This window comes from Yersinia frederiksenii ATCC 33641, assembly GCF_000754805.1.
GTDB classification, from domain to species: Bacteria; Pseudomonadota; Gammaproteobacteria; order Enterobacterales; family Enterobacteriaceae; genus Yersinia; species Yersinia frederiksenii.
Window position 1 is genome coordinate 1,158,365 of record NZ_KN150731.1, and the last position, 19,720, is coordinate 1,178,084.

Sequence of the window (19,720 nt, forward strand, 5' to 3'; positions counted from 1 at the left end):
TTTATTCATGGAGAGATTTATGCGCAATTTAAGCAAGACAGCTTTGCTCTGTCTGTTACTGTTGTGGATGCCAACCCTTTGGGCTGCAGACAGCGGCTGGTTAGTCAGCCCGCAAAATGATCATGCCAAAGTTCGGATTCGTGCCGAGCCTTCGGTTGGCAATGAAACCCGAATGTTACTGACCGTCCAACTGGAAAAGGGGTGGAAAACGTATTGGCGTTCACCGGGTGAAGGCGGGATTGCTCCCACCATAACTTGGACGCCACCTCTTGAGGCGGTTAAGTGGTACTGGCCAGTTCCGCAACGCTTTGATGTCTCTGGGATTTCGACTCAGGGATATCATGAGCAGGCGATGATACCGATAGTGATTGCCGGTAAAGTTCCCAGCACATTGGGCGGAATACTGACCCTCTCGACTTGCAGCAATGTCTGTATTTTGACTGACTACCCGTTTAGCCTCGACCTTTCCTCGGCGGTCAGTGCGGAAAATCAACAACAATTCGAACATGATTTTGCGCAGGCGATGGGGCAGGTGCCCATTGCCAACGCGCTGACTAAGCAGATTCAGGCTGGTTTTAGTCAGAGTGAAGTGCAAATTCTCGCCCAGCGTGATGAGGGCTGGCAGCGGCCAGAGCTGTTCTTCGATACGCTAGAGGATGTTGATCTCGGTAAGCCGATAGTTGCCGTGCATGGCAATCAGTTATCGGTACGAGTGCCCGCAACCGATGGTTGGGGAGAAGGCACTGCGGACCTGCGCGGAAAGCAGCTTACTATGGTGATTACCGATGGGGGGCTGGCGCAAGAGGCCACCGTGACTATCGGGCAAGCACTGACTTTACCGCAATCCACGACAACTTTTTGGTCTTGGGTATTCATGGCGCTAGCGGGTGGGTTAATTCTTAACTTGATGCCTTGTGTGCTGCCAGTATTAGCGATGAAGCTAAGCTCAATTCTGCAAACTGAACATCAAACACGCCGTCAGGTGCGCTGGCAGTTTCTTGCCTCAAGTGCCGGAATAGTCACTTCATTCTGGTTACTGGCCTTGTTGATGACCGCCTTGCGTTTAGGTAACCATGCTCTTGGTTGGGGGATTCAGTTCCAAAACCCGTGGTTTATCGGCTTTATGGTGTTAGTCACCGCACTCTTCACCGCCAATCTATTTGGTCTATTCGAAATCCAGCTCTCTTCATCGCTAAACTCCCGCATTGCCGCTCCACGAGTTGAAAAGCCGGGCTTGCGCGGTATGGCAGGGCACTTTGGGCAGGGCGCACTAGCAACCTTATTGGCCACACCTTGCTCGGCACCGTTTCTCGGTACTGCGGTGGCTTTTGCATTGGCGGCGCCATTGCCCGCATTGTGGGGAATTTTTACTGCTCTCGGTGTGGGCATGAGCCTGCCGTGGCTGGCTGTTGCCGCATGGCCAAAATTGGCACTGTGTCTGCCACGTCCCGGTCGTTGGATGAGTCATCTTCGAATTGCGATGGGCGTGCTGATGTTGGTGTCCAGTCTGTGGTTGCTGAGTTTGATGGTCAGCCATGTTGGCCTGCAAACTGTGATGTTCATTGCCGGAATGTTAATACTGGCGCTGTTACTGGCTATTGGCTGGCGTTATGGCATTCGTATCGCCGCTATCGTCAGCCTAATCGGTGCCTTGGTGATGGGCGGATTGCTGTTGGTCGGGTCGTTGACAGCCGACTTATGGCGCAAGCCGCTGCATGACAATATTCCATGGCAGCCATTAACCGAGTCTGCCATTAAAAAGGCACTGACTGAGCATAAAAGGGTGTTTGTTGATGTCACTGCTGATTGGTGTGTGACCTGCAAAGTTAACAAGATACACGTGCTAATGCGTGATGATGTGCAGCAAGCCCTGCAAGCACCGGATGTGGTGGCGCTACGCGGAGATTGGACTCGTCCCTCTGCTGATATCACTGAGTTTCTACGTGAACGCGGCAGTGTCGCTATCCCGTTTAATCAAATTTATGGACCACAACAGCCGCAGGGAACCGTACTTTCTCCTCTGCTGGATCGTGATGTTTTATTAAAAGTGTTGGCCGACGCTAAAGGAAATGAAAAATGAGAATCTTAACTGTGTGGTTGTTCCTGCTGTTTTCTACGCCATTGTGGGCCGCGGCCCCTTTTACTCCAGAACAAGAGGTCCGTATCAAAGAACTGATCCGTGAGACGCTGATATCGAACCCCGATATTTTGGAGCAATCAGTCAATGCCTGGCAACAGCAAGCTAATGAAGCCCAAGGGCAACAGCTGAGCCAGTTTATCACCGCCAATAAGCAAGCTCTGTACCAGGACCCCGGTAGTCCACGCTTTGGTGCAACGGCACCGCAACTGACGTTGGTGTCTTTTACTGATTACAACTGCCCATTTTGCAAGACATTTGATCCGCTGTTGGAAAAGTTAGTGAAAGAGTACCCGCAGGTGGCGGTGGTGATAAAACCCTTGCCATTTAAAGGGGAAAGTTCAGTAACCAGCGCCCGACTGGCATTGACACTGTGGCAACAGCATCCAGATCAGTTCCTGGCTTTTCATCAGCGCTTGATGGCGAAAAAAGGGTTCCACGATGCCAGTAGTATTGCTGCAGCACAGCAAAAAACCGGAGTGACACCGGTGGAGCCAAGTGAGCAAAGCCTGAATGTATTGCGCACTAACCTGAAACTGGCTGACCAACTGGGAATTCAGGGCACTCCCGCCACCTTGATTGGCGACCAAATGGTACCGGGCGCTATTTCTTACCAGCAATTAGAGGAGATAGTAAAACAGCAACTGGCACAGGCGGGTAAATGAGTCGTCTAAAACGTTGGGGTAAAGAGTTAGCCATTTTATTGCTTATAGTGGCGGTGGTTTCACTCGGCATGGATTGGCTGCGCAGCCCACAGGCTCCGGCAGACTGGCCGGATACGGCATTGCAGACGTTGGCAGGGAAGCGTGTTTCTTTGCAAGAGATGAGTCAGGAAAAACCTTTGCTTATCTATTTCTGGGCGACATGGTGTGGCGTGTGCAAATTCACCACACCCAGTGTCAATCAGTTGGTACAAGAAGGTGAAAATGTCCTGACCGTCGCCTTACGTTCCGGCGATGCTGCTCAAGTGGAGCGCTGGTTAAGTAAGAAAGGCTATCAATTGCCGGTAATTAATGATCCACAAGGCCAATTATCGGCGCAATGGCAAGTCAGTGTCACCCCGACGGTGGTGATTCTCTATCAGGGAAAGATGGTGCAACACACTAGCGGTTGGACCAGTTATTGGGGAATGAAGCTGCGTTTGTGGCTAGCATCCTTGTAATAGAAAGCTACTTCATTTTATATGCCCGGTGCCATTATACCGGGCTAATTGACAGCAGTAACATCCCGATAGCGGGTCAGGCATAGTGGGTTCCCAAAAACGGGTTTTAGCCAAGGAACCTTTATTATAAATGTTAATGGAATGCCAACTGATTACAGCTGGAGCTCAAACCCACCCAGTGCTGTCAGTGTTGATAGTCGTGGTAAAGTGACATTAGTTAGCACGCCTTTAGGCACGGTAACCAGTTGAATTGAGCAGATGCTAATGCACTCTGTATTAGCCGCTCGCAAGTATTGCCAATCAGGGATCAATTGACAAAAGTCTTATCAGGAAGCTCTGGGGTCCACATGGTAGGTAGCTTATTCGGTGAATGGGGCAATCCATGCACTTATATAGGGGCCGATTTTAGGGCCTGACACTGGCGAATTGCGGTGCTTAAACGTGCTATTCCTTGGGTTATCAGCTCTGGGGAATTGGCAGCAAAATTTAACCGCAGGGTAAATTCGCCACCGGACTCTTGTGTGTAAAATCCGCCACCTCTGGCGAAAGTCACCCCCAACTGCCAGGCCAGTGGCATTAATCGTGAAACAGGCGCATTTTCAGGGAGTTGTAACCAGATAAATAACCCGCCATCCGGTATTTCAAACTGGCAACCTAGCGGCAATGTTTGTGCGAGCGCGACAGTCATTGCATCCAGATGCTGACGATACAAACGACAGGCACGGCGTAGCTGTTTGTCATAACGCCCGACGGTCACAAAGGCATCCAGCGCCCGCTGGATCAGATTCGAACTGGTAAAACTATCGACATGCTTCAAACGCGCCAACTGTGTGTAGTGGGGTTGGTCCGCCACCAGGTAGCCAATCCGCATGCTTGGCAGTAACATTTTGGAAAAGGTACTGACATAGATAACCTCGCCCGGCGCGGCGAGCGAACGCAACGATGGCAATTTTTTACCGCTATAGCGCAGATCACCCACATAGTCATCTTCCAAAATCACCACCTTTGCGGCTCTGGATATCTGTAATAGCTGGTGGCGGCGGCTTTCACTCATACAGTGGCCAGTTGGATTATTAAAGTTAGGGATGCAATAGATAAGTTTGGGCTGGTGTGTAGCCAAGATGGCGGGCAGAGTCTCCAGCATCATGCCCTGTTGGTCACTGGGGAGCGTGACAATATTCACTTTATGCAGGCGGAACAGTGCTAAGGCTTCAGCATAGGTGGGTTCTTCGACCAAAACAGTATCGCCAGGTGCCAGCAGTGATTGGCTAACCAGACTGATAGCGTGCTGTGAACCATTGGTTATCAGCAATTGCTCTGGTCGTGTCGGGATACCTTGAGCAGAAAGAATCCGGCTGAGTGTATCGCGCAGTGGATAGTAACCGCAGTAATCGCCATAGCTGAAGGCCTCTTCAGCATGACGCCGCAATATGGATTGCAGAATTTTGCGAAATTCATCCAGTGGGAAAATCTTTGGGTTGCCAATCCCTGCGGCAAAATTGATGGTATCGGCAGGTAAGGGAATATCGGCATAACCGTCGAGGCGCGAGGTTACAGTGCTAAAGCGGTCGAGTGGGAATTCACCTTGTGATAATGGTTGTGGTTGGCTAAGCGGTGGCGGGAGATAGCGCACATAAGCCCCGCTGCCACGGCGTTGCTGCAAAAAACCTTTCGCTGCCAACTCGGCATAGGCGTTATCTACGGTCAGGCGACTCACTGATAATTCTGCCGCCAAGGTGCGGGTTGAGGGCAATTTATCACCGTCGGCAAATACCCCACCGAGAATAGCCCGGCGAAGTGCCTCTTCAATTTGCAAATACAGCGGAATGTCTTGTTGCCGGTCTAAAGGAATGTGCATGTGATAATGCCTAAAGTGGCTCACTTTAGAAAATAGATCTTCACTATACCCAATGTTAACAAGGCTTCAAGCAAGAAAAAGTGGCCTGCACTAATCAGTAGGAAAGTGGCTCTGGTAGCAAAAAAACGTCAGCGTAGAATTGCATCTCATTAATTGATGTTGTGAATCTAATGAGGCTGTTATGGCAATACCGGCGGGATTACCCCCATCAACGATAGCTGCGCCACTGACCGGCGGTAGTTTTTTTACCGGTAGACGGCAGGGTTATGCGTTGGCGATTATCAGCGCCATGCTATTAGGGTTTACTGGCATTATTATTCGCATTCTTACGGCACATTATCATTTGCCGACATCAGTTTTGGCTTTTTGGCGGGCGGCATTAGTGGCGGCGGTGTTATTGCCTATTCTATTAGTGACTAAGCCGCAGTGGGCTAAATTACGTCGCGACCAAGTGAAATTCTATCTCTCGTATGGCCTATTGTTGGCGGTATTTAATGGCTTATGGACAGAATCCGTCGCGTTAAATGGGGCATCAATATCCACTATTCTGGTTTATTGTTCAGTGGGTTTTACTGTTTTTCTTGGCTGGATTTTTTATCAGGAATATATGGGCTGGCGTGAGCTGTTGGTGATTATTATCAGTCTGCTGGGCTGTTTTTTAGTCAGTGATGGTGTGAATATCACTGCGGCAGACTTTAATTTTATCGGCCTATTTATTGGGCTAGCGTCGGGAGTGGGTTATAGCTTTTATACCTTAGCCGGGCGAATTGCCACCGACCGTCGCTATCCGGTGTGGAATACTATTTTGTACGTGTTTGGGTTTTCTGCTGGCTATCAACTGATATTTAATCAGCTACTGTTGTGGTTCCCAGTGCAGGGGTTACAGTCAATGGTGGGGAATCTATTGTTTTTATCCATGGGGGCCGAGGGCGTCCAATGGTCGGGATGGTGGCTATTGCTAATTTTAGCCGCAGGCCCAACATTACTGGGATTTGGCCTGTTTAATCTTAGTTTGAAAACATTGCCACTGGCTGTTGCCAGTTTGCTGTTAACCCTGGAATTGGTGTTCACCGCAGTGATTGCTTATTATCTGCTGGGGGAAGTTTTATCCGCATCACAATTGCTTGGCAGTGCATTGGTGTTATTGGGAGTACTAATGTTGCACAGGAAGGATAATACGCCACTTGCGGGCGAGATAGCGGCGGACAATAACGCCACTATCTCATCTTGATATTTTATTGGGCTACTTTTCGACGCAGTGGTGTCCTCAGACGCTGAGCCAAGATCACCCCGGCCAAGGTAATACCGCCGCCAATCAGATGGTAACTGTGTAATTGCTCATGCAAGAAGGCCACGGCAATAATTGCGGTAAATACCGGCGTCAGGTTCATAAATATCGACGCGGTATTTGCCCCTAGCCGCATCACGCCATGAATCCATAAATAAGGTGCAATAATGGATGCGGGAATACCGGCGAATAACACCAACGGGATATTCTGCGTGGTTAACTGCACATCTGAAGCCAACAGGAAATTAGGCAACAATAGCACCACGCCAAAGGCGATTTGCATATAAAGGGATTGCCAGTTGGGTAACTGAATTGCCCAGCGTTTAGTTAATACGCCATACAGGGCATAGGATGCCGAGGCACCAAACATCATCAATTCACCCTGACCAATTCCTTGTTGTAACAGTTGTGCCGGGTTGCCTGCACTGACCAGCCATATTAATCCTCCGAGTGACAACACACTGCCCAGCGCAATTCCGACGGTAGGGGCGACGCGTAACAGGAAAATACTGATAAGCACGGTTAATAGTGGGATGAGTGAGCTAAGGATCCCCATAAACAGGGCGCTAACACTGTGGGCTGCGTAGTAAGCCAGGCTTTGGTACAGCACCATACCCAACAACCCCAGAATCATCAGCTTCCACCAATAGACACGTATTGCTTGCCAGTTGCGGATGACGCCCAGCAGTAAAAATGGCGTCAACGTCAGGAATGCCAATACCCAGCGATAGAAAGAGATCGCCGCCGGGTCAATAGCTGTGGCAGATATCTTGCTGACAACAGCATTGATTGACCAAATAATCACCGCGAATAAGGGAAACAACACATTCATGCTAATAATTCTCATCTATATACTTATGTGATGTAGTCTACAGTTGTCTGATTTATTCTATATACTGATAACCAGACAATAATTGCTGCGATTAGGACAATTTCAGCTGGTGGATGTGTTGCCACAGGAGAGTATTGACCATGACAAACCCCGATTTCCCGGTGGTCGCCGCAACCGCGCCGCAGAATCTATCCTTCCGTTGCGAGATATATAATGCTAATACCGAATTTCTGCCGCACACCCATGCCTACGGGCAATTGATATGCGTTAAATCCGGTGTACTGGCAATGAATATTGGTGGGCAGCGCTTTTTGGCACCCCCTGAGTTCAGTGTCTGGGTGCCGGCTGGGGTAGAACATTCCAGTTATAACCGCAAACCGATGCATTTTCGTGCCATCGATATCGCGCAGGAGCTTTGTGATGAGCTACCGGATTCTGCTTGCCTCATGCATGTCAGTCCGATTTTTAATGCCATCGTCGAGGATTGCTTCTCTCGGGAGTTATTGATGCCGGAAAGCGAACAAGATATGCGTTTAGCTCGCGTACTGATTGATCAACTCAATAAATCACCAGTTCAGCGCACCTATTTGCCGACTTCGCAGGACAAGCTGTTGTCACCGGTATTAACGGCACTGGAGCGCTGTCCGGCGGATAATACCTCATTGGCTCTGTGGGCTAAGCGGGTCTATACCACCGAGCGCACACTATCACGTCGCTGCCAGCAAGAGTTAGGCATGGCGTTTAGTGAATGGCGGCAGCGGTTACGTTTTTTACATGCTATTTCATTGTTGGAACAAGGAAAAACTGTACAAAGCGTGGCGCTGGATGTGGGCTATAGCTCGGCCTCCGCGTTTATCGCAATGTTCCAGCAGATTTCTGGCACCACTCCCGAACGTTTTCGTCGAGCTTGAGGCTAGGGAGTTAGCTGCAACGTCACATTTTTTGGGTATATACTAAGCCCCCTGTTTGGTAGGGCAGTAAGCTGCCGGAGAACAACGTGAAGATTCTGGTTGATGAGAATATGCCGTACGCGGAAACACTATTCCAGCGGTTAGGCGATGTACAGGCAGTGCCGGGGCGTCCTATCCCCCTTGATGCATTGGCTGGTGCAGATGCGCTGATGGTACGCTCGGTAACCAAAGTGAATGAGGCGTTACTGCAAGGTACCTCAATTGGCTTTGTGGGGACGGCGACCGCCGGTACCGACCATGTTGATGATAACTGGTTACGGCAACAGGGGATTGGCTTTTCTGCCGCGCCGGGTTGTAACGCTATTGCGGTAGTGGAATATGTTTTTTCTGCCCTGATGATGATGGCTGAACGTGATGGTTTCCAACTGCGCGATAAAACCGTCGGTATTATCGGGGTCGGTAATGTCGGTTCACGGCTAAATGCTCGTTTGCAAGCTTTAGGCGTTCGCACCTTATTATGTGACCCTCCGCGTGCGGACCGTGGTGACAATGAAGCCTTCTGGCCACTGGAAAAACTGGTGCGCGAGGCTGATGTTCTCACTTTCCATACACCACTGAATAAAACCGGCGCCTATCAAAGCTGGCATATGGCTGACGATGAGCTGCTGGCTGCTCTGCCAGATGGATGCATTTTGATTAATGCTTGCCGTGGTGCGGTGGTCGATAATGCTGCCTTACTCCGCGCGCTGGAAAAAGGCAAAAAACTCAATGTGGTGTTAGATGTGTGGGAGCCCGAGCCGGAGCTATCTCTGCCGCTGTTGGCTCGTGTTGATATTGGCACTCCGCATATCGCCGGATACACGCTGGAAGGCAAGGCACGTGGCACCACTCAGGTCTTTGAAGCTTTTAGTCAGCATCTGGGGCAGCCGCAAGCGGTAGAGCTTGCTACTCTTTTGCCAACACCAGAATTTAGCCAATTACAATGCAACGGCGAGCTGGATGAAGGCAAATTAAAACGATTGATGCACTTAGTGTATGATGTGCGCCGCGATGATGCGCCGCTGCGGCGTGTTGCTGGCCTGCCGGGTGAATTCGATCGTCTGCGCAAGCACTATCAGGAACGGCGCGAGTGGTCATCACTTTGCGTGCAGTGCGACAACGCTGCTAGCGCAGAGCTGTTACAGAAATTAGGGTTTACCGCTCAGTTACGCTAACTCGCTATATAAATTAATTATTATTGAATATCAGGCGGTATTTTACCGCCTTTGTCTTATCAATCATTAGTGGAGAAAACCAACATGTCTGACGGCTGGAATATTGCTCTGTTAGGAGCAACGGGCGCAGTAGGTGAAGCTTTGCTGGAGCTATTAAGTGAGCGCCAGTTCCCGGTTGGTGAATTGTATCCTCTGGCTAGCGAGCGCAGTGCCGGTGCTACCGTGCGCTTCAATGGTAAAAGTTTGCTGGTCGAAAATGTCGCTGAATTTGACTGGTCTCAAGCACAGTTGGCTTTCTTTGTTGCAGGCCGTGAAGCCTCCGCACAATATGCCGAAGAAGCAGGGAATGCAGGCTGTTTAGTTATCGACAGCAGCGGCTTGTTCGCCATGGAGCCAGATGTCCCGTTGGTGGTGCCGAGTGTGAATCCACAAGTACTGGCCGATTATCGCAATCGCAATATTGTTGCCGTAGCCGATAGTCTGACCAGCCAGTTACTGACCGCCATTAAGCCATTGACAGAACAGGCCGGATTATCTCGCTTGCATGTTACGGCACTTATTTCTGCCTCTGCTCATGGCAAAGCTGCCGTGGATGATCTCGCCGGGCAAAGTGCCAAGCTGCTCAATGGTATCCCGGCCGAACCCGGTATCTTTGCCAAACAATTAGCATTTAACGTGTTGCCGCTGCTGGCTGATGAAGAAGGCAGTGTGCGTGAAGAGCGCCGTCTGGTGGATCAAGTGCGTAAAGTGCTACAAGACGAAGGTTTACCAATCTCAGTGAGCTGCATTCAGTCACCGGTATTTTATGGCCAGGCGCAGGTTGTTCATCTAGAAGCTTTACGTCCAATCTCTGCGGATGAAGCGCGCAGCGAACTGGAAAGTTGTGAAGATATCCAATTATCAGAGGAAGATGACTACCCCACTCAGGTCAGCGATGCTTCTGGCAGCGAGGTGCTGAGCATTGGTTGCGTGCGCAATGACTATGGTATTCCTGAGGTGTTGCAGTTCTGGTCGGTTGCCGACAACATTCGTTTTGGTGGTGCATTAATGGCGATTGAAACGGCGGAGCGCCTGTTGCAGGAGCAACTATACTGATGTCCGAACTTGAGTTGGCCCAGCAAGAACCACCGGTGGCAGAAGCCAACGGTATAAAAATCGCGCTGGGTATTGAATATAATGGCAGTCGCTATTTTGGTTGGCAGCGTCAGCAAGAAGTTGCCAGCGTGCAAGCTTGTCTTGAAGCCGCGTTATCAAAAGTGGCTAATGAACCTATTGGCGTATTTTGTGCCGGGCGTACTGATGCCGGTGTGCATGCGACTGGGCAGGTGGTTCATTTTATCACCACGGCGGTGCGCAAAGATGCGGCGTGGACTATGGGGGTCAATAGTCATTTGCCGCCAGACATTGCAGTGCGTTGGGTGAAAACAGTTGATGATGACTTTCATGCCCGCTTTAGCGCGACAGCTCGCCGCTACCGCTACATTATTTTTAACCATCGCTATCGCCCGGCGGTTTTGGCGCAAGGGGTAACCCATTGCTATATGCCGCTGGATGCCGAAAAAATGGAACAAGCAGCCCAATGTTTACTCGGTGAGAATGATTTTACCTCGTTTCGTGCGGTGCAGTGTCAGTCCCGCACACCATGGCGAAATGTAAAACATGTCAAAGTTACCCGACATGGCGCGTATATCGTGGTAGATATCAAGGCCAACGCTTTTGTCCATCATATGGTGCGTAATATTGTCGGTAGCCTGATAGAGGTGGGTTGCGGTAATCAGGACGTCACTTGGATGGCTGAGCTGTTGGCACTTAAAGACCGAACACGTGCTGCGGCGACCGCGAAAGCCGAAGGGTTGTATTTAGTTGCGGTTGACTATCCTGAACACTTTGCGTTGCCAAAAGCGCCGATGGGGCCACTTTTTTTAGCGGATGATTGATTTATAGCCTCACTTTTATCCCATAGTTTGTGAGTTTGGCCGACAGATTACATGGGCTAAGGAATATCTAAGGAAGTTCGGCTAAGCTCGCTCAATGAAAGTTTAGGCTCGTTTACCTCTCGAGAGTATTTATGGAATTTATACGTTTCGTTATTGATTTTATTTTGCATATTGATGTTCATCTGGCGGAGCTGGTGGCGCAGTATGGGGTTTGGGTTTATGGCATTTTATTCCTGATTTTATTCTGTGAAACCGGTTTGGTGGTGACGCCATTCCTACCGGGGGATTCTTTGCTATTTGTGGCCGGCGCGCTGGCCTCATTGCCTTCCAACGACATGAATGTTCATATTATGGTTGCCTTGATGGTGACGGCGGCTATTCTGGGGGATGCAATTAACTACACCATCGGTAGGGTGTTTGGTGAAAAGCTATTCAGTAACCCAGACTCCAAAATTTTTCGCCGTAGTTATTTAGATAAAACTCACCAGTTTTATGAAAAACATGGTGGTAAAGCGATTATATTGGCGCGATTTGTACCGATTATTCGTACATTTGCACCGTTTGTCGCCGGTATGGGGAAGATGTCTTACCGCCATTTTGCCGCGTATAACGTGATTGGGGCATTGGTTTGGGTGTTGTTATTCACCTATGCTGGTTACCTGTTTGGTAATGTACCTATCGTGCAGAACAATCTGAAATTGCTGATTGTCGTCATTATTGTGGTATCAATTTTGCCAGGCGTATTCGAGGTTTGGCGGCATCGGCGTGCTGCGGCACGTCAGAAAAATCAGTAAAAACGTTACCTAAGCCGAGGGTTCGACCAGTTTTTTATCTACACTGTCGAGCCAATATGGTTTAATGAGTGACATTTATGGTCTGTTCCTGCAGACAACCCGAGTAGTGCTGCCTTAGTTACGCTGTATACAGCGTGTATCTTAGGCATTTTTATTGGGTCGTTTTCAGGGAGATGGTTAAAGCATGAACAGCGGACTGGCAACAGCCAGGTTCAAACAGAAAGGTCATCGATGAGCTGGATTGAACGAATTCTTAACAAAAGCAATATCACACAAACCCGTAAAGCGAGTATTCCTGAAGGGGTGTGGACGAAATGTGACAGTTGCGGTCAGGTACTTTATCGTGCCGAATTAGAGCGCAATCTGGAAGTTTGTCCTAAGTGTGATCACCACATGCGTATGTCAGCCCGTGCACGGTTACATATGCTGCTGGATGCAGGCAGTGAAGTTGAATTGGGTAGCGAGCTGGAACCAAAGGATATCCTGAAGTTCAAGGACTCCAAAAAGTATAAAGACCGCATTTCTGCCGCACAAAAAACGACGGGCGAGAAAGATGCTCTGGTTGCCATGAAAGGGACCTTGCAAGGTATGCCGATTGTTGCTGCTTCATTTGAGTTTGCCTTTATGGGCGGTTCAATGGCGTCAGTGGTTGGTGCTCGCTTTGTTCGTGCTGTAGAACAAGCTCTGGAAGATAATTGTCCGCTGGTGTGTTTCTCTTCCAGTGGCGGTGCTCGCATGCAGGAAGCATTGATGTCTTTGATGCAGATGGCAAAAACCAGTGCTGCATTGGCAAAAATGCAAGAACGTGGTTTGCCGTATATCTCTGTGCTGACTGACCCAACCATGGGTGGGGTTTCGGCCAGTTTGGCAATGCTGGGCGATATTAATATTGCTGAACCAAAGGCCTTGATTGGCTTTGCTGGCCCTCGGGTTATCGAGCAAACTGTGCGTGAAAAACTGCCGCCGGGTTTCCAGCGCAGTGAGTTCTTGATTGAAAAAGGCGCTATCGACATGATAGTTCGCCGTCCGGTGATGCGTCAGACGCTGGCCAGTATCTTGTCTAAATTGACCAATCAGCCGCAACCAAGCGTGGTTGAAGTCAAGACCGATGCTGTTACGACTGATAATCAAGCTGATGCCTGATTAACCCAACGGGCATTACCCTGATAAGGTGGTGCCCGGTTATTGTGCATTATCGTAGCTTAAGCTCTTGAGCTTTAAGTCAGAAAAGAAAAGGCCAGTGACGGGACTCATGAACAATCATCTCATTCCCCAAGCCACGTCGCCTTTGGCCGCGTGGCTTGACTATCTTGAGCGTTTGCACTCTCAACCAATCGAGTTGGGTTTGGAACGTGTTAAACAGGTTGCTGAGCGTCTGGACTTGCTTAAACCTGCCCCTAAAGTATTTACCGTTGCCGGTACCAATGGCAAAGGCACCACTTGCTGTACCCTGGAATCAATTTTACTGGCGGCGGGTCTGCGGGTCGGGGTTTACAGCTCACCTCATCTTTTGCGTTATACCGAGCGGGTTCGTATTCAGGGGAAAGAACTCTCTGAAGCTGAACACAGCCACTCTTTTGCTCAAATTGAAGCCGGGCGTGAGGGTATCTCACTGACTTACTTCGAATTTGGCACCTTATCTGCACTGCAACTGTTTAAGCAGGCTAAGCTTGATGTGGTGATCCTCGAAGTGGGGCTGGGCGGGCGCTTGGATGCGACCAATATTGTTGATTCTGATGTTGCGGCTGTCACTAGCATTGCCATAGACCATACTGACTGGCTGGGGTTCGATCGCGAGAGCATTGGCCGTGAAAAAGCCGGGGTATTTCGGGGTGGAAAACCTGCAATAGTGGGTGAACCTGATATGCCTCAGTCGATTGCTGATGTTGCCACACAGTTAGGTGCATCACTGTACCAGCGAGATAAAGCCTGGCAGTTCAGTCAACATGACCAAAGCTGGGACTGGCAATGTGATGGCCGTCAATGGTGCAATTTACCGTTACCCAATGTCCCTTTGGCCAACGCTGCCACGGCACTGGCTGTGCTGCATTATTCCGGATTACCATTAAGCGAAGAAGTTATACGCCAGGGCTTACAAGCTGCCAGCTTACCCGGACGTTTTCAGATAGTCAGTGAACAACCGCTGCTCATTTTGGACGTTGCTCATAACCCCCATGCTGCACGTTATCTGACTGACAGGCTCGCGCAATTGCCGAAACAGGGCAAAGTTCGGGCGGTGGTGGGAATGCTATCAGATAAAGATATTGGTGGTACGCTGGCGTGCTTATCTGAGCAAGTGGATGAATGGTACTGTGCGCCGCTGGAAGGGCCGCGTGGGGCCAGTGCGGAGCAACTAGCCAAGCATCTCACGTTATCGCGTCAGTTCAGTGATGTAGAAACCGCCTGGCGTCAGGCGATGCAAGATGCAGGATCACGGGATGTGGTCATTGTCTGTGGATCTTTTCATACGGTTGCTGATGTGATGGCTGCATTGAATCTGTGACAGCATTAGGTTTGTAACGGCTGGATTTGTAAAGGTATTGAAGGAGTTCGAGTGGCAAGTAAGTTCCAGAACCGTTTAGTCGGGACCATTATTCTGGTGGCTTTGGGCGTGATTGTGCTGCCGGGGCTATTAGATGGTAAAAAGAAACATTATGAGGATGAGTTTGCTGCCATCCCATTAGTGCCAAAACCCGGTGATAGCCAGGAGATTGATGCGGTTCCTCCGGTCAGTCAGCCTCTGCCTATTGCGCCGCCGGAAGGTGCCGCGCAAGCCGTTGAAGTCCCTAAAGATGATTCCGCTTCTCAGGCTGCTAATGATGCCGGCAATCTGCCATCTGAACCTACTATAGTGGCACCGCCAGCACTGCAAAATAAGCCAGTTGAGGTAAAACCCGTTGAGAAGAAACCGGCCGAAGTTAAGCCGGTTGAAAGTCGACCAATTGAACCTAAACTGACTCCGGTTGAGAAAAAACCGCAGGAAGTGAAGCCAAAACCTGAAGTTCTGCCAGAGAGCAAACCGGCCACAGAAGAAAAAGCACCAGTAGGGCAGGCTTATGTCGTCCAACTGGGGGCGCTGAAAAATGCGGCCAAAGTGAATGAAATTGTTGCAACGTTGCGCTTGTCGGGCCATCGGGCATTTACCGTGCCAGCGACGCCGGTTCAGGGGCAAATTACCCGGTTGTATGTCGGGCCGGATGCGTCAAAACAGAAACTGCAATCGGCTTTGCCAGAGCTTAACTCATTGAGTGGCTTGAGTGGCCAGGTTCGGCCCTATAGTACGGGGCGTTAAAGTTTGACCAAGGGTTAAGATATCAGGGTGTACGGGGTTCTAGCGGCTTCGTTGGTGCGGCGATTGTTGTTTTTAAAATCGCCGCACTTTAATTTGTCGCGGGTAAGAATTCCGCTACGCAAACGTTTTCTTTTTCTGTTAGAATTCGCCGCGAACAGGATGCAGCGGCGATTTCGTCATTGGAATAGTCATGGTCTGGATTGATTACGTCATTATAGGGATTATCGGATTTTCTGCTTTAGTCAGCTTAATCCGGGGTTTTGTCCGTGAAGCATTGTCACTTGTAACATGGGGATGTGCGTTTTTTGTTGCCAGCCATTTTTACACTTACCTTGCTGTCTACTTCACCCGTTTTGAGGATGAAGTGGTTCGCAACGGAATTGCTATCGGCATTTTGTTCATCGCGACATTGATCGTCGGGGCTATTGTTAACTATGTGATTGGTTCGTTGGTTGAACGTACTGGGCTATCGGGGACTGACAGGGTGTTGGGGATCTGTTTTGGGGCGCTGCGAGGTGTTCTGATTGTCTCTGCCATGTTGTTTTTTCTGGATACGTTTACGGGGTTCTCACAGAGTGTTGACTGGAAGCAGTCACAATTAATCCCGCAGTTCAGTTATATCATCAGGTGGTTCTTTGACTACCTGCAGAGCACGTCGAGTTTCTTACCGAATCAATTACCGATTCGGAGCGGCTTATGAGGAAAAGACAACATGTGCGGTATTGTCGGTATCGCCGGTTTTTCACCGGTAAATCAGTCGATTTATGATGCGCTAACGGTGCTTCAGCACCGAGGCCAGGATGCTGCGGGCATCGTTACCATTGATGCCCATAATGGGTTCCGGCTGCGTAAAGCAAACGGCTTGGTGAAGGATGTATTTGAAACCCGGCATATGCTGCGCTTACAGGGGAATATGGGTATTGGCCATGTTCGTTACCCGACAGCAGGTAGCTCCAGCGCTTCCGAGGCTCAGCCTTTCTACGTTAACTCACCGTTTGGCATCACTCTGGCTCATAACGGTAATCTGACTAACGCTCACCAACTGAGAAAGAAATTATTCGAAGTTTCTCGCCGTCATGTGAACACCACTTCTGACTCAGAAATTCTGCTGAATATTTTTGCCAGTGAATTAGACCGTTTCCAACATTATCCATTGGAGTCTGACAACATTTTTGCCGCTGTTGCCGCAACGCATCAATTAATCCGCGGGGCATATGCTTGCGTCGCAATGATTATTGGCCACGGTATGGTCGCGTTCCGTGACCCTAATGGTATTCGTCCGCTGGTGATTGGTAAACGCACTTTAGCTGATGGCCGCAATGAATACATGGTTGCGTCTGAAAGTGTGGCATTGGATACCCTTGGTTTCGAATTCCTGCGTGATGTCGCGCCGGGTGAAGCGGTATACATCACCGAAAAAGGCCAGTTATTCACCCGTCAATGTGCTGAAAATCCAAAATACAATCCATGCTTGTTTGAGTATGTTTATTTTGCGCGCCCAGACTCCTTTATGGACAAAATTTCTGTTTACAGTGCGCGCGTACGCATGGGGCAGAAATTGGGGGCGAAAATTGCCAAACAATGGGAAGACTTGGATATTGATGTGGTTATCCCTATCCCGGAAACCTCTTGCGATATTGCACTGGAAATCGCCCGTATCCTGGATAAACCGTACCGCCAAGGGTTTGTGAAAAACCGCTATGTTGGCCGTACATTCATCATGCCGGGCCAGCAGGAACGCCGTAAGTCAGTGCGCCGCAAACTCAATGCCAACCGTGCAGAATTCCGCGATAAGAATGTGTTATTGGTCGATGACTCTATTGTGCGTGGTACTACGTCGGAACAGATCGTCGAGATGGCGCGTGATGCCGGGGCGAAGAAAGTTTATTTCGCGTCAGCGGCTCCTGAAATTCGCTTCCCGAATGTGTACGGTATTGATATGCCAAGTGTCAATGAATTGATTGCCCATGGCCGTGAAGTCGATGAGATTCGTCAGTTGATCGGCGCTGATGCGTTGATTTTCCAAGATCTTACAGACCTTATCGAAGCAGTACGCGAAGATAATCCTGACATCATTCAGTTTGAGTGTTCCGTCTTTAATGGCGTTTACGTCACTAAAGATGTGGATCAGAGCTATCTGGAGTATCTGGAGTCGTTACGTAACGATGATGCGCAAGCATTACGTAATCATAACGAAGCAGAAAATTTAGAGATGCATAACGAGGGTTAATCCCCTTCATCTTTCAAACTGCGGCCTACTTGCGACTTAAAGATATTGGGTATAGGTGCTTTCTGTTATCTATACCCAAAGAACGTAGAGTTGCAGGTAGGCAGCAAGTGAACTCATCCCGATGAGCTTACTCAGGTCAGTGATTCGGGTGTGTGAATGTAGCTAACACCCCTGCAACTTTAAGTATGAAGGGTTTGTGAATCAAAAAGGTGCAACCGATGTTCAGACGCGGTGCACCTTTTTTGTTATAGAGTCGGGCCGCTATTCTTAATCGTTCATCACCTAAGACAGTAAATTGGCCTGATTTCTGGTTATACTGTCGATAATTTGTTATTCGTCATTTGGTTGAGGCAGTTCCCATGAAACGACTTATTATCGGCATCAGTGGTGCCAGCGGTGCCATTTATGGCGTTCGGCTATTACAGGTGCTGCAACATGTCGAGGGCGTGGAAACCCATCTCATTCTCAGCAATGCGGCACGTCAGACATTGGCGCTTGAAACTGAGTTCAGTGTTAAGGATGTGCAGGCGTTAGCGGATGTTGTGCACGATGCTCGAGACATCGCTGCGTGCATATCATCTGGCTCATTCAAAACCAGCGGTATGGTTATTTTACCCTGTTCAATCAAAACGTTATCTGGCATTGTCCATAGCTATACCGATGGCTTACTGACCCGCGCTGCGGACGTGATATTGAAAGAGCGTCGGCCACTGGTGCTATGTGTGCGCGAAACTCCGCTACATTTAGGGCACTTACGCCTGATGGTACAAGCCGCCGAGCTAGGGGCGGTCATTATGCCGCCAATGCCGGCGTTTTATCATCGTCCACAAAGTATTCAAGATATTGTCGATCAGACGGTTAACCGAATTATCGATCAATTCGATATTGAGCTGCCTAAAGATCTGTTTATCCGTTGGCAAGGTTCAAATTAACATTATTTCCCTTAATTGATACATTTGTGCAACATCGCACTGAAATGGGGCGGATTATGCACCACAATGATGCTGTGTTAGGACGCATGCTGGTGCATGGCATTCGCATTTAGTTTCTGTTCATGGCCCGACGCCCGTATTTAGTAGTGATTCTGCTAAGAAATGGATGATGGAATTCGCTTTCCTTTCCAATAATTACTGGCACGATTACTGCAAATTGATTTATGGACGCTCTGGGTTATACAGAAAACTAACGCGCTTTGTGGCATCGAAAATCAATTTGAGGGTTATGTATGAATAAGAAGATTTTGGTTCTGCCTTTAGTATTAGCATTGGCTGCTGCCAGCAGTGCTTTTGCCGCCATTCCTAAAGATATCAAAATTGGTACTGATCCAACTTATGCTCCTTTCGAATCGAAAAATGCCAGTGGTGAGTTGGTAGGTTTTGATATCGATATAGCAAAAGAATTATGCAATCGGATTGATACCAAATGTACTTTTGTTGAAAGTGACTTTGATGCATTAATCCCGTCGCTGAAAGCTAAAAAAATTGATGCCATTATCTCCTCGCTCTCCATTACTGAAAAACGCCAAAAAGAAATTGCCTTCACAGACAAACTCTACGCCGCCAATGCCCGTTTAATTGCGACTAAAGGCAGCACTATTGAGCCAACGTTAGTCGCTTTGAAAGGCAAACGTGTTGGGGTATTGCAAGGCTCGACTCAGGAAGCCTTCGCCAATGCTGAGTGGCAACCAAAAGGTATTGATGTTGTTGCCTATCAAAACCAGGATTTAATTTATGCTGACTTGGCCTCTGGTCGCATCGATGCGGCTTTCCAGGATGAAGTTGCTGGTAGTGAAGGTTTCTTGAAACAAGAAGTAGGTAAAGGTTATGCCTTCGCCGGTCCATCAGTGAAAAATGATCAATTCTTTGGCGTAGGTACCGGTATGGGCTTGCGCAAAGATGATGTCGAACTGAAAGCGGCATTGGATAAAGCCTTTGCTGAAATACGCAAAGATGGCACTTACGATAAGCTCGCGAAAAAATATTTCGACTTTGATGTTTACGGCGGTTAATCCTATTTGCCGCTATGGCCTCAGCCGATTCAGGCTGGGGCCAACACAGAGCAATTA

The 19,720-nt window shown here is 49.1% G+C and carries 18 protein-coding genes and 1 pseudogene; 17 read left to right on the forward strand and 2 right to left on the reverse strand.

Translation table 11 applies throughout. The annotated features are described in order from the left end of the window. The first annotated feature begins 19 nt into the window (after positions 1 to 19). The 4 genes and pseudogenes from DJ58_RS16465 to DJ58_RS24030 form a co-directional block, all read left to right on the forward strand. Positions 20 to 2,080: a protein-disulfide reductase DsbD family protein gene (locus tag DJ58_RS16465; RefSeq protein ID WP_004708875.1), complete on the forward strand. Its 2,061-nt coding sequence runs from the start codon at positions 20 to 22 to the stop codon at positions 2,078 to 2,080. After that, a complete protein-coding gene (locus DJ58_RS16460) occupies positions 2,077 to 2,802 on the forward strand; it encodes a DsbA family protein (RefSeq protein WP_032910986.1) in 726 nt (241 codons plus the stop codon). Before DJ58_RS16465 ends, DJ58_RS16460 begins: the two co-directional genes overlap by 4 nt. Further along, positions 2,799 to 3,299: a protein disulfide oxidoreductase gene (locus DJ58_RS16455; RefSeq protein ID WP_032910985.1), complete on the forward strand. Its 501-nt coding sequence runs from the start codon at positions 2,799 to 2,801 to the stop codon at positions 3,297 to 3,299. Before DJ58_RS16460 ends, DJ58_RS16455 begins: the two co-directional genes overlap by 4 nt. A gap of 96 nt (positions 3,300 to 3,395) precedes the next feature. After that, positions 3,396 to 3,548, forward strand: a pseudogene (locus tag DJ58_RS24030) (hypothetical protein); the annotation flags it as partial. A 139-nt stretch (positions 3,549 to 3,687) separates the two neighbouring features. Here the strand turns inward: DJ58_RS24030 and pdxR are convergent. Continuing rightward, positions 3,688 to 5,157 carry a MocR-like pyridoxine biosynthesis transcription factor PdxR gene (gene pdxR, locus DJ58_RS16450; protein ID WP_004708865.1) on the reverse strand — a complete coding sequence of 490 codons (1,470 nt, stop codon included), beginning with the start codon at positions 5,155 to 5,157 and terminating at the stop codon, positions 3,688 to 3,690. A 181-nt stretch (positions 5,158 to 5,338) separates the two neighbouring features. Here pdxR and DJ58_RS16445 point away from each other — a divergent pair, with 181 nt between their 5' ends. Further along, positions 5,339 to 6,388 carry a DMT family transporter gene (locus DJ58_RS16445; RefSeq protein WP_004708864.1) on the forward strand — a complete coding sequence of 350 codons (1,050 nt, stop codon included), beginning with the start codon at positions 5,339 to 5,341 and terminating at the stop codon, positions 6,386 to 6,388. 4 nt (positions 6,389 to 6,392) lie between these two features. Here the strand turns inward: DJ58_RS16445 and DJ58_RS16440 are convergent, their stop codons facing one another. Further along, positions 6,393 to 7,277 carry a DMT family transporter gene (locus DJ58_RS16440; RefSeq protein ID WP_004708862.1) on the reverse strand — a complete coding sequence of 295 codons (885 nt, stop codon included), beginning with the start codon at positions 7,275 to 7,277 and terminating at the stop codon, positions 6,393 to 6,395. 140 nt (positions 7,278 to 7,417) lie between these two features. On the opposite strand from DJ58_RS16440, the gene DJ58_RS16435 reads away from it, so the two are divergent. From DJ58_RS16435 to hisJ, 12 genes are all read left to right on the forward strand, one after another. Next, positions 7,418 to 8,188, forward strand: a complete 771-nt coding sequence (locus DJ58_RS16435; protein ID WP_032910984.1) for an AraC family transcriptional regulator — start codon at positions 7,418 to 7,420, stop codon at positions 8,186 to 8,188. Between the two features lie 86 nt (positions 8,189 to 8,274). Continuing rightward, positions 8,275 to 9,402, forward strand: a complete 1,128-nt coding sequence (gene pdxB / locus DJ58_RS16430; protein WP_004708859.1) for a 4-phosphoerythronate dehydrogenase PdxB — start codon at positions 8,275 to 8,277, stop codon at positions 9,400 to 9,402. An 84-nt stretch (positions 9,403 to 9,486) separates the two neighbouring features. Then, a complete protein-coding gene (locus DJ58_RS16425; protein WP_032910983.1) occupies positions 9,487 to 10,497 on the forward strand; it encodes an aspartate-semialdehyde dehydrogenase in 1,011 nt (336 codons plus the stop codon). Then, a complete protein-coding gene (gene truA / locus DJ58_RS16420; protein ID WP_050131378.1) occupies positions 10,497 to 11,339 on the forward strand; it encodes a tRNA pseudouridine(38-40) synthase TruA in 843 nt (280 codons plus the stop codon). The genes DJ58_RS16425 and truA overlap by 1 nt, the downstream gene beginning before the upstream one ends. A gap of 131 nt (positions 11,340 to 11,470) precedes the next feature. Further along, positions 11,471 to 12,133, forward strand: a complete 663-nt coding sequence (locus tag DJ58_RS16415; RefSeq protein ID WP_004708856.1) for a DedA family protein — start codon at positions 11,471 to 11,473, stop codon at positions 12,131 to 12,133. A 231-nt stretch (positions 12,134 to 12,364) separates the two neighbouring features. Continuing rightward, positions 12,365 to 13,276, forward strand: a complete 912-nt coding sequence (accD, locus tag DJ58_RS16410; RefSeq protein WP_004708853.1) for an acetyl-CoA carboxylase, carboxyltransferase subunit beta — start codon at positions 12,365 to 12,367, stop codon at positions 13,274 to 13,276. 109 nt (positions 13,277 to 13,385) lie between these two features. Beyond that, entirely contained in the window at positions 13,386 to 14,636 is a 1,251-nt protein-coding gene (gene folC / locus DJ58_RS16405; protein ID WP_032910982.1) for a bifunctional tetrahydrofolate synthase/dihydrofolate synthase, read from the forward strand. Positions 14,637 to 14,687: 51 nt separating this feature from the next. Beyond that, positions 14,688 to 15,425: a cell division protein DedD gene (gene dedD, locus DJ58_RS16400; protein WP_004708849.1), complete on the forward strand. Its 738-nt coding sequence runs from the start codon at positions 14,688 to 14,690 to the stop codon at positions 15,423 to 15,425. A gap of 190 nt (positions 15,426 to 15,615) precedes the next feature. Further along, positions 15,616 to 16,125: a colicin V production protein gene (cvpA, locus tag DJ58_RS16395; protein ID WP_004708846.1), complete on the forward strand. Its 510-nt coding sequence runs from the start codon at positions 15,616 to 15,618 to the stop codon at positions 16,123 to 16,125. 12 nt (positions 16,126 to 16,137) lie between these two features. Then, a complete protein-coding gene (gene purF / locus DJ58_RS16390) occupies positions 16,138 to 17,655 on the forward strand; it encodes an amidophosphoribosyltransferase (protein WP_004708844.1) in 1,518 nt (505 codons plus the stop codon). 359 nt (positions 17,656 to 18,014) lie between these two features. Then, positions 18,015 to 18,587, forward strand: a complete 573-nt coding sequence (locus tag DJ58_RS16385; RefSeq protein WP_004708842.1) for a UbiX family flavin prenyltransferase — start codon at positions 18,015 to 18,017, stop codon at positions 18,585 to 18,587. 293 nt (positions 18,588 to 18,880) lie between these two features. Beyond that, on the forward strand, positions 18,881 to 19,663 hold the full coding sequence (hisJ, locus tag DJ58_RS16380) for a histidine ABC transporter substrate-binding protein HisJ (protein WP_004708840.1): 783 nt from the start codon (positions 18,881 to 18,883) through the stop codon (positions 19,661 to 19,663). Positions 19,664 to 19,720 lie beyond the last annotated feature (57 nt).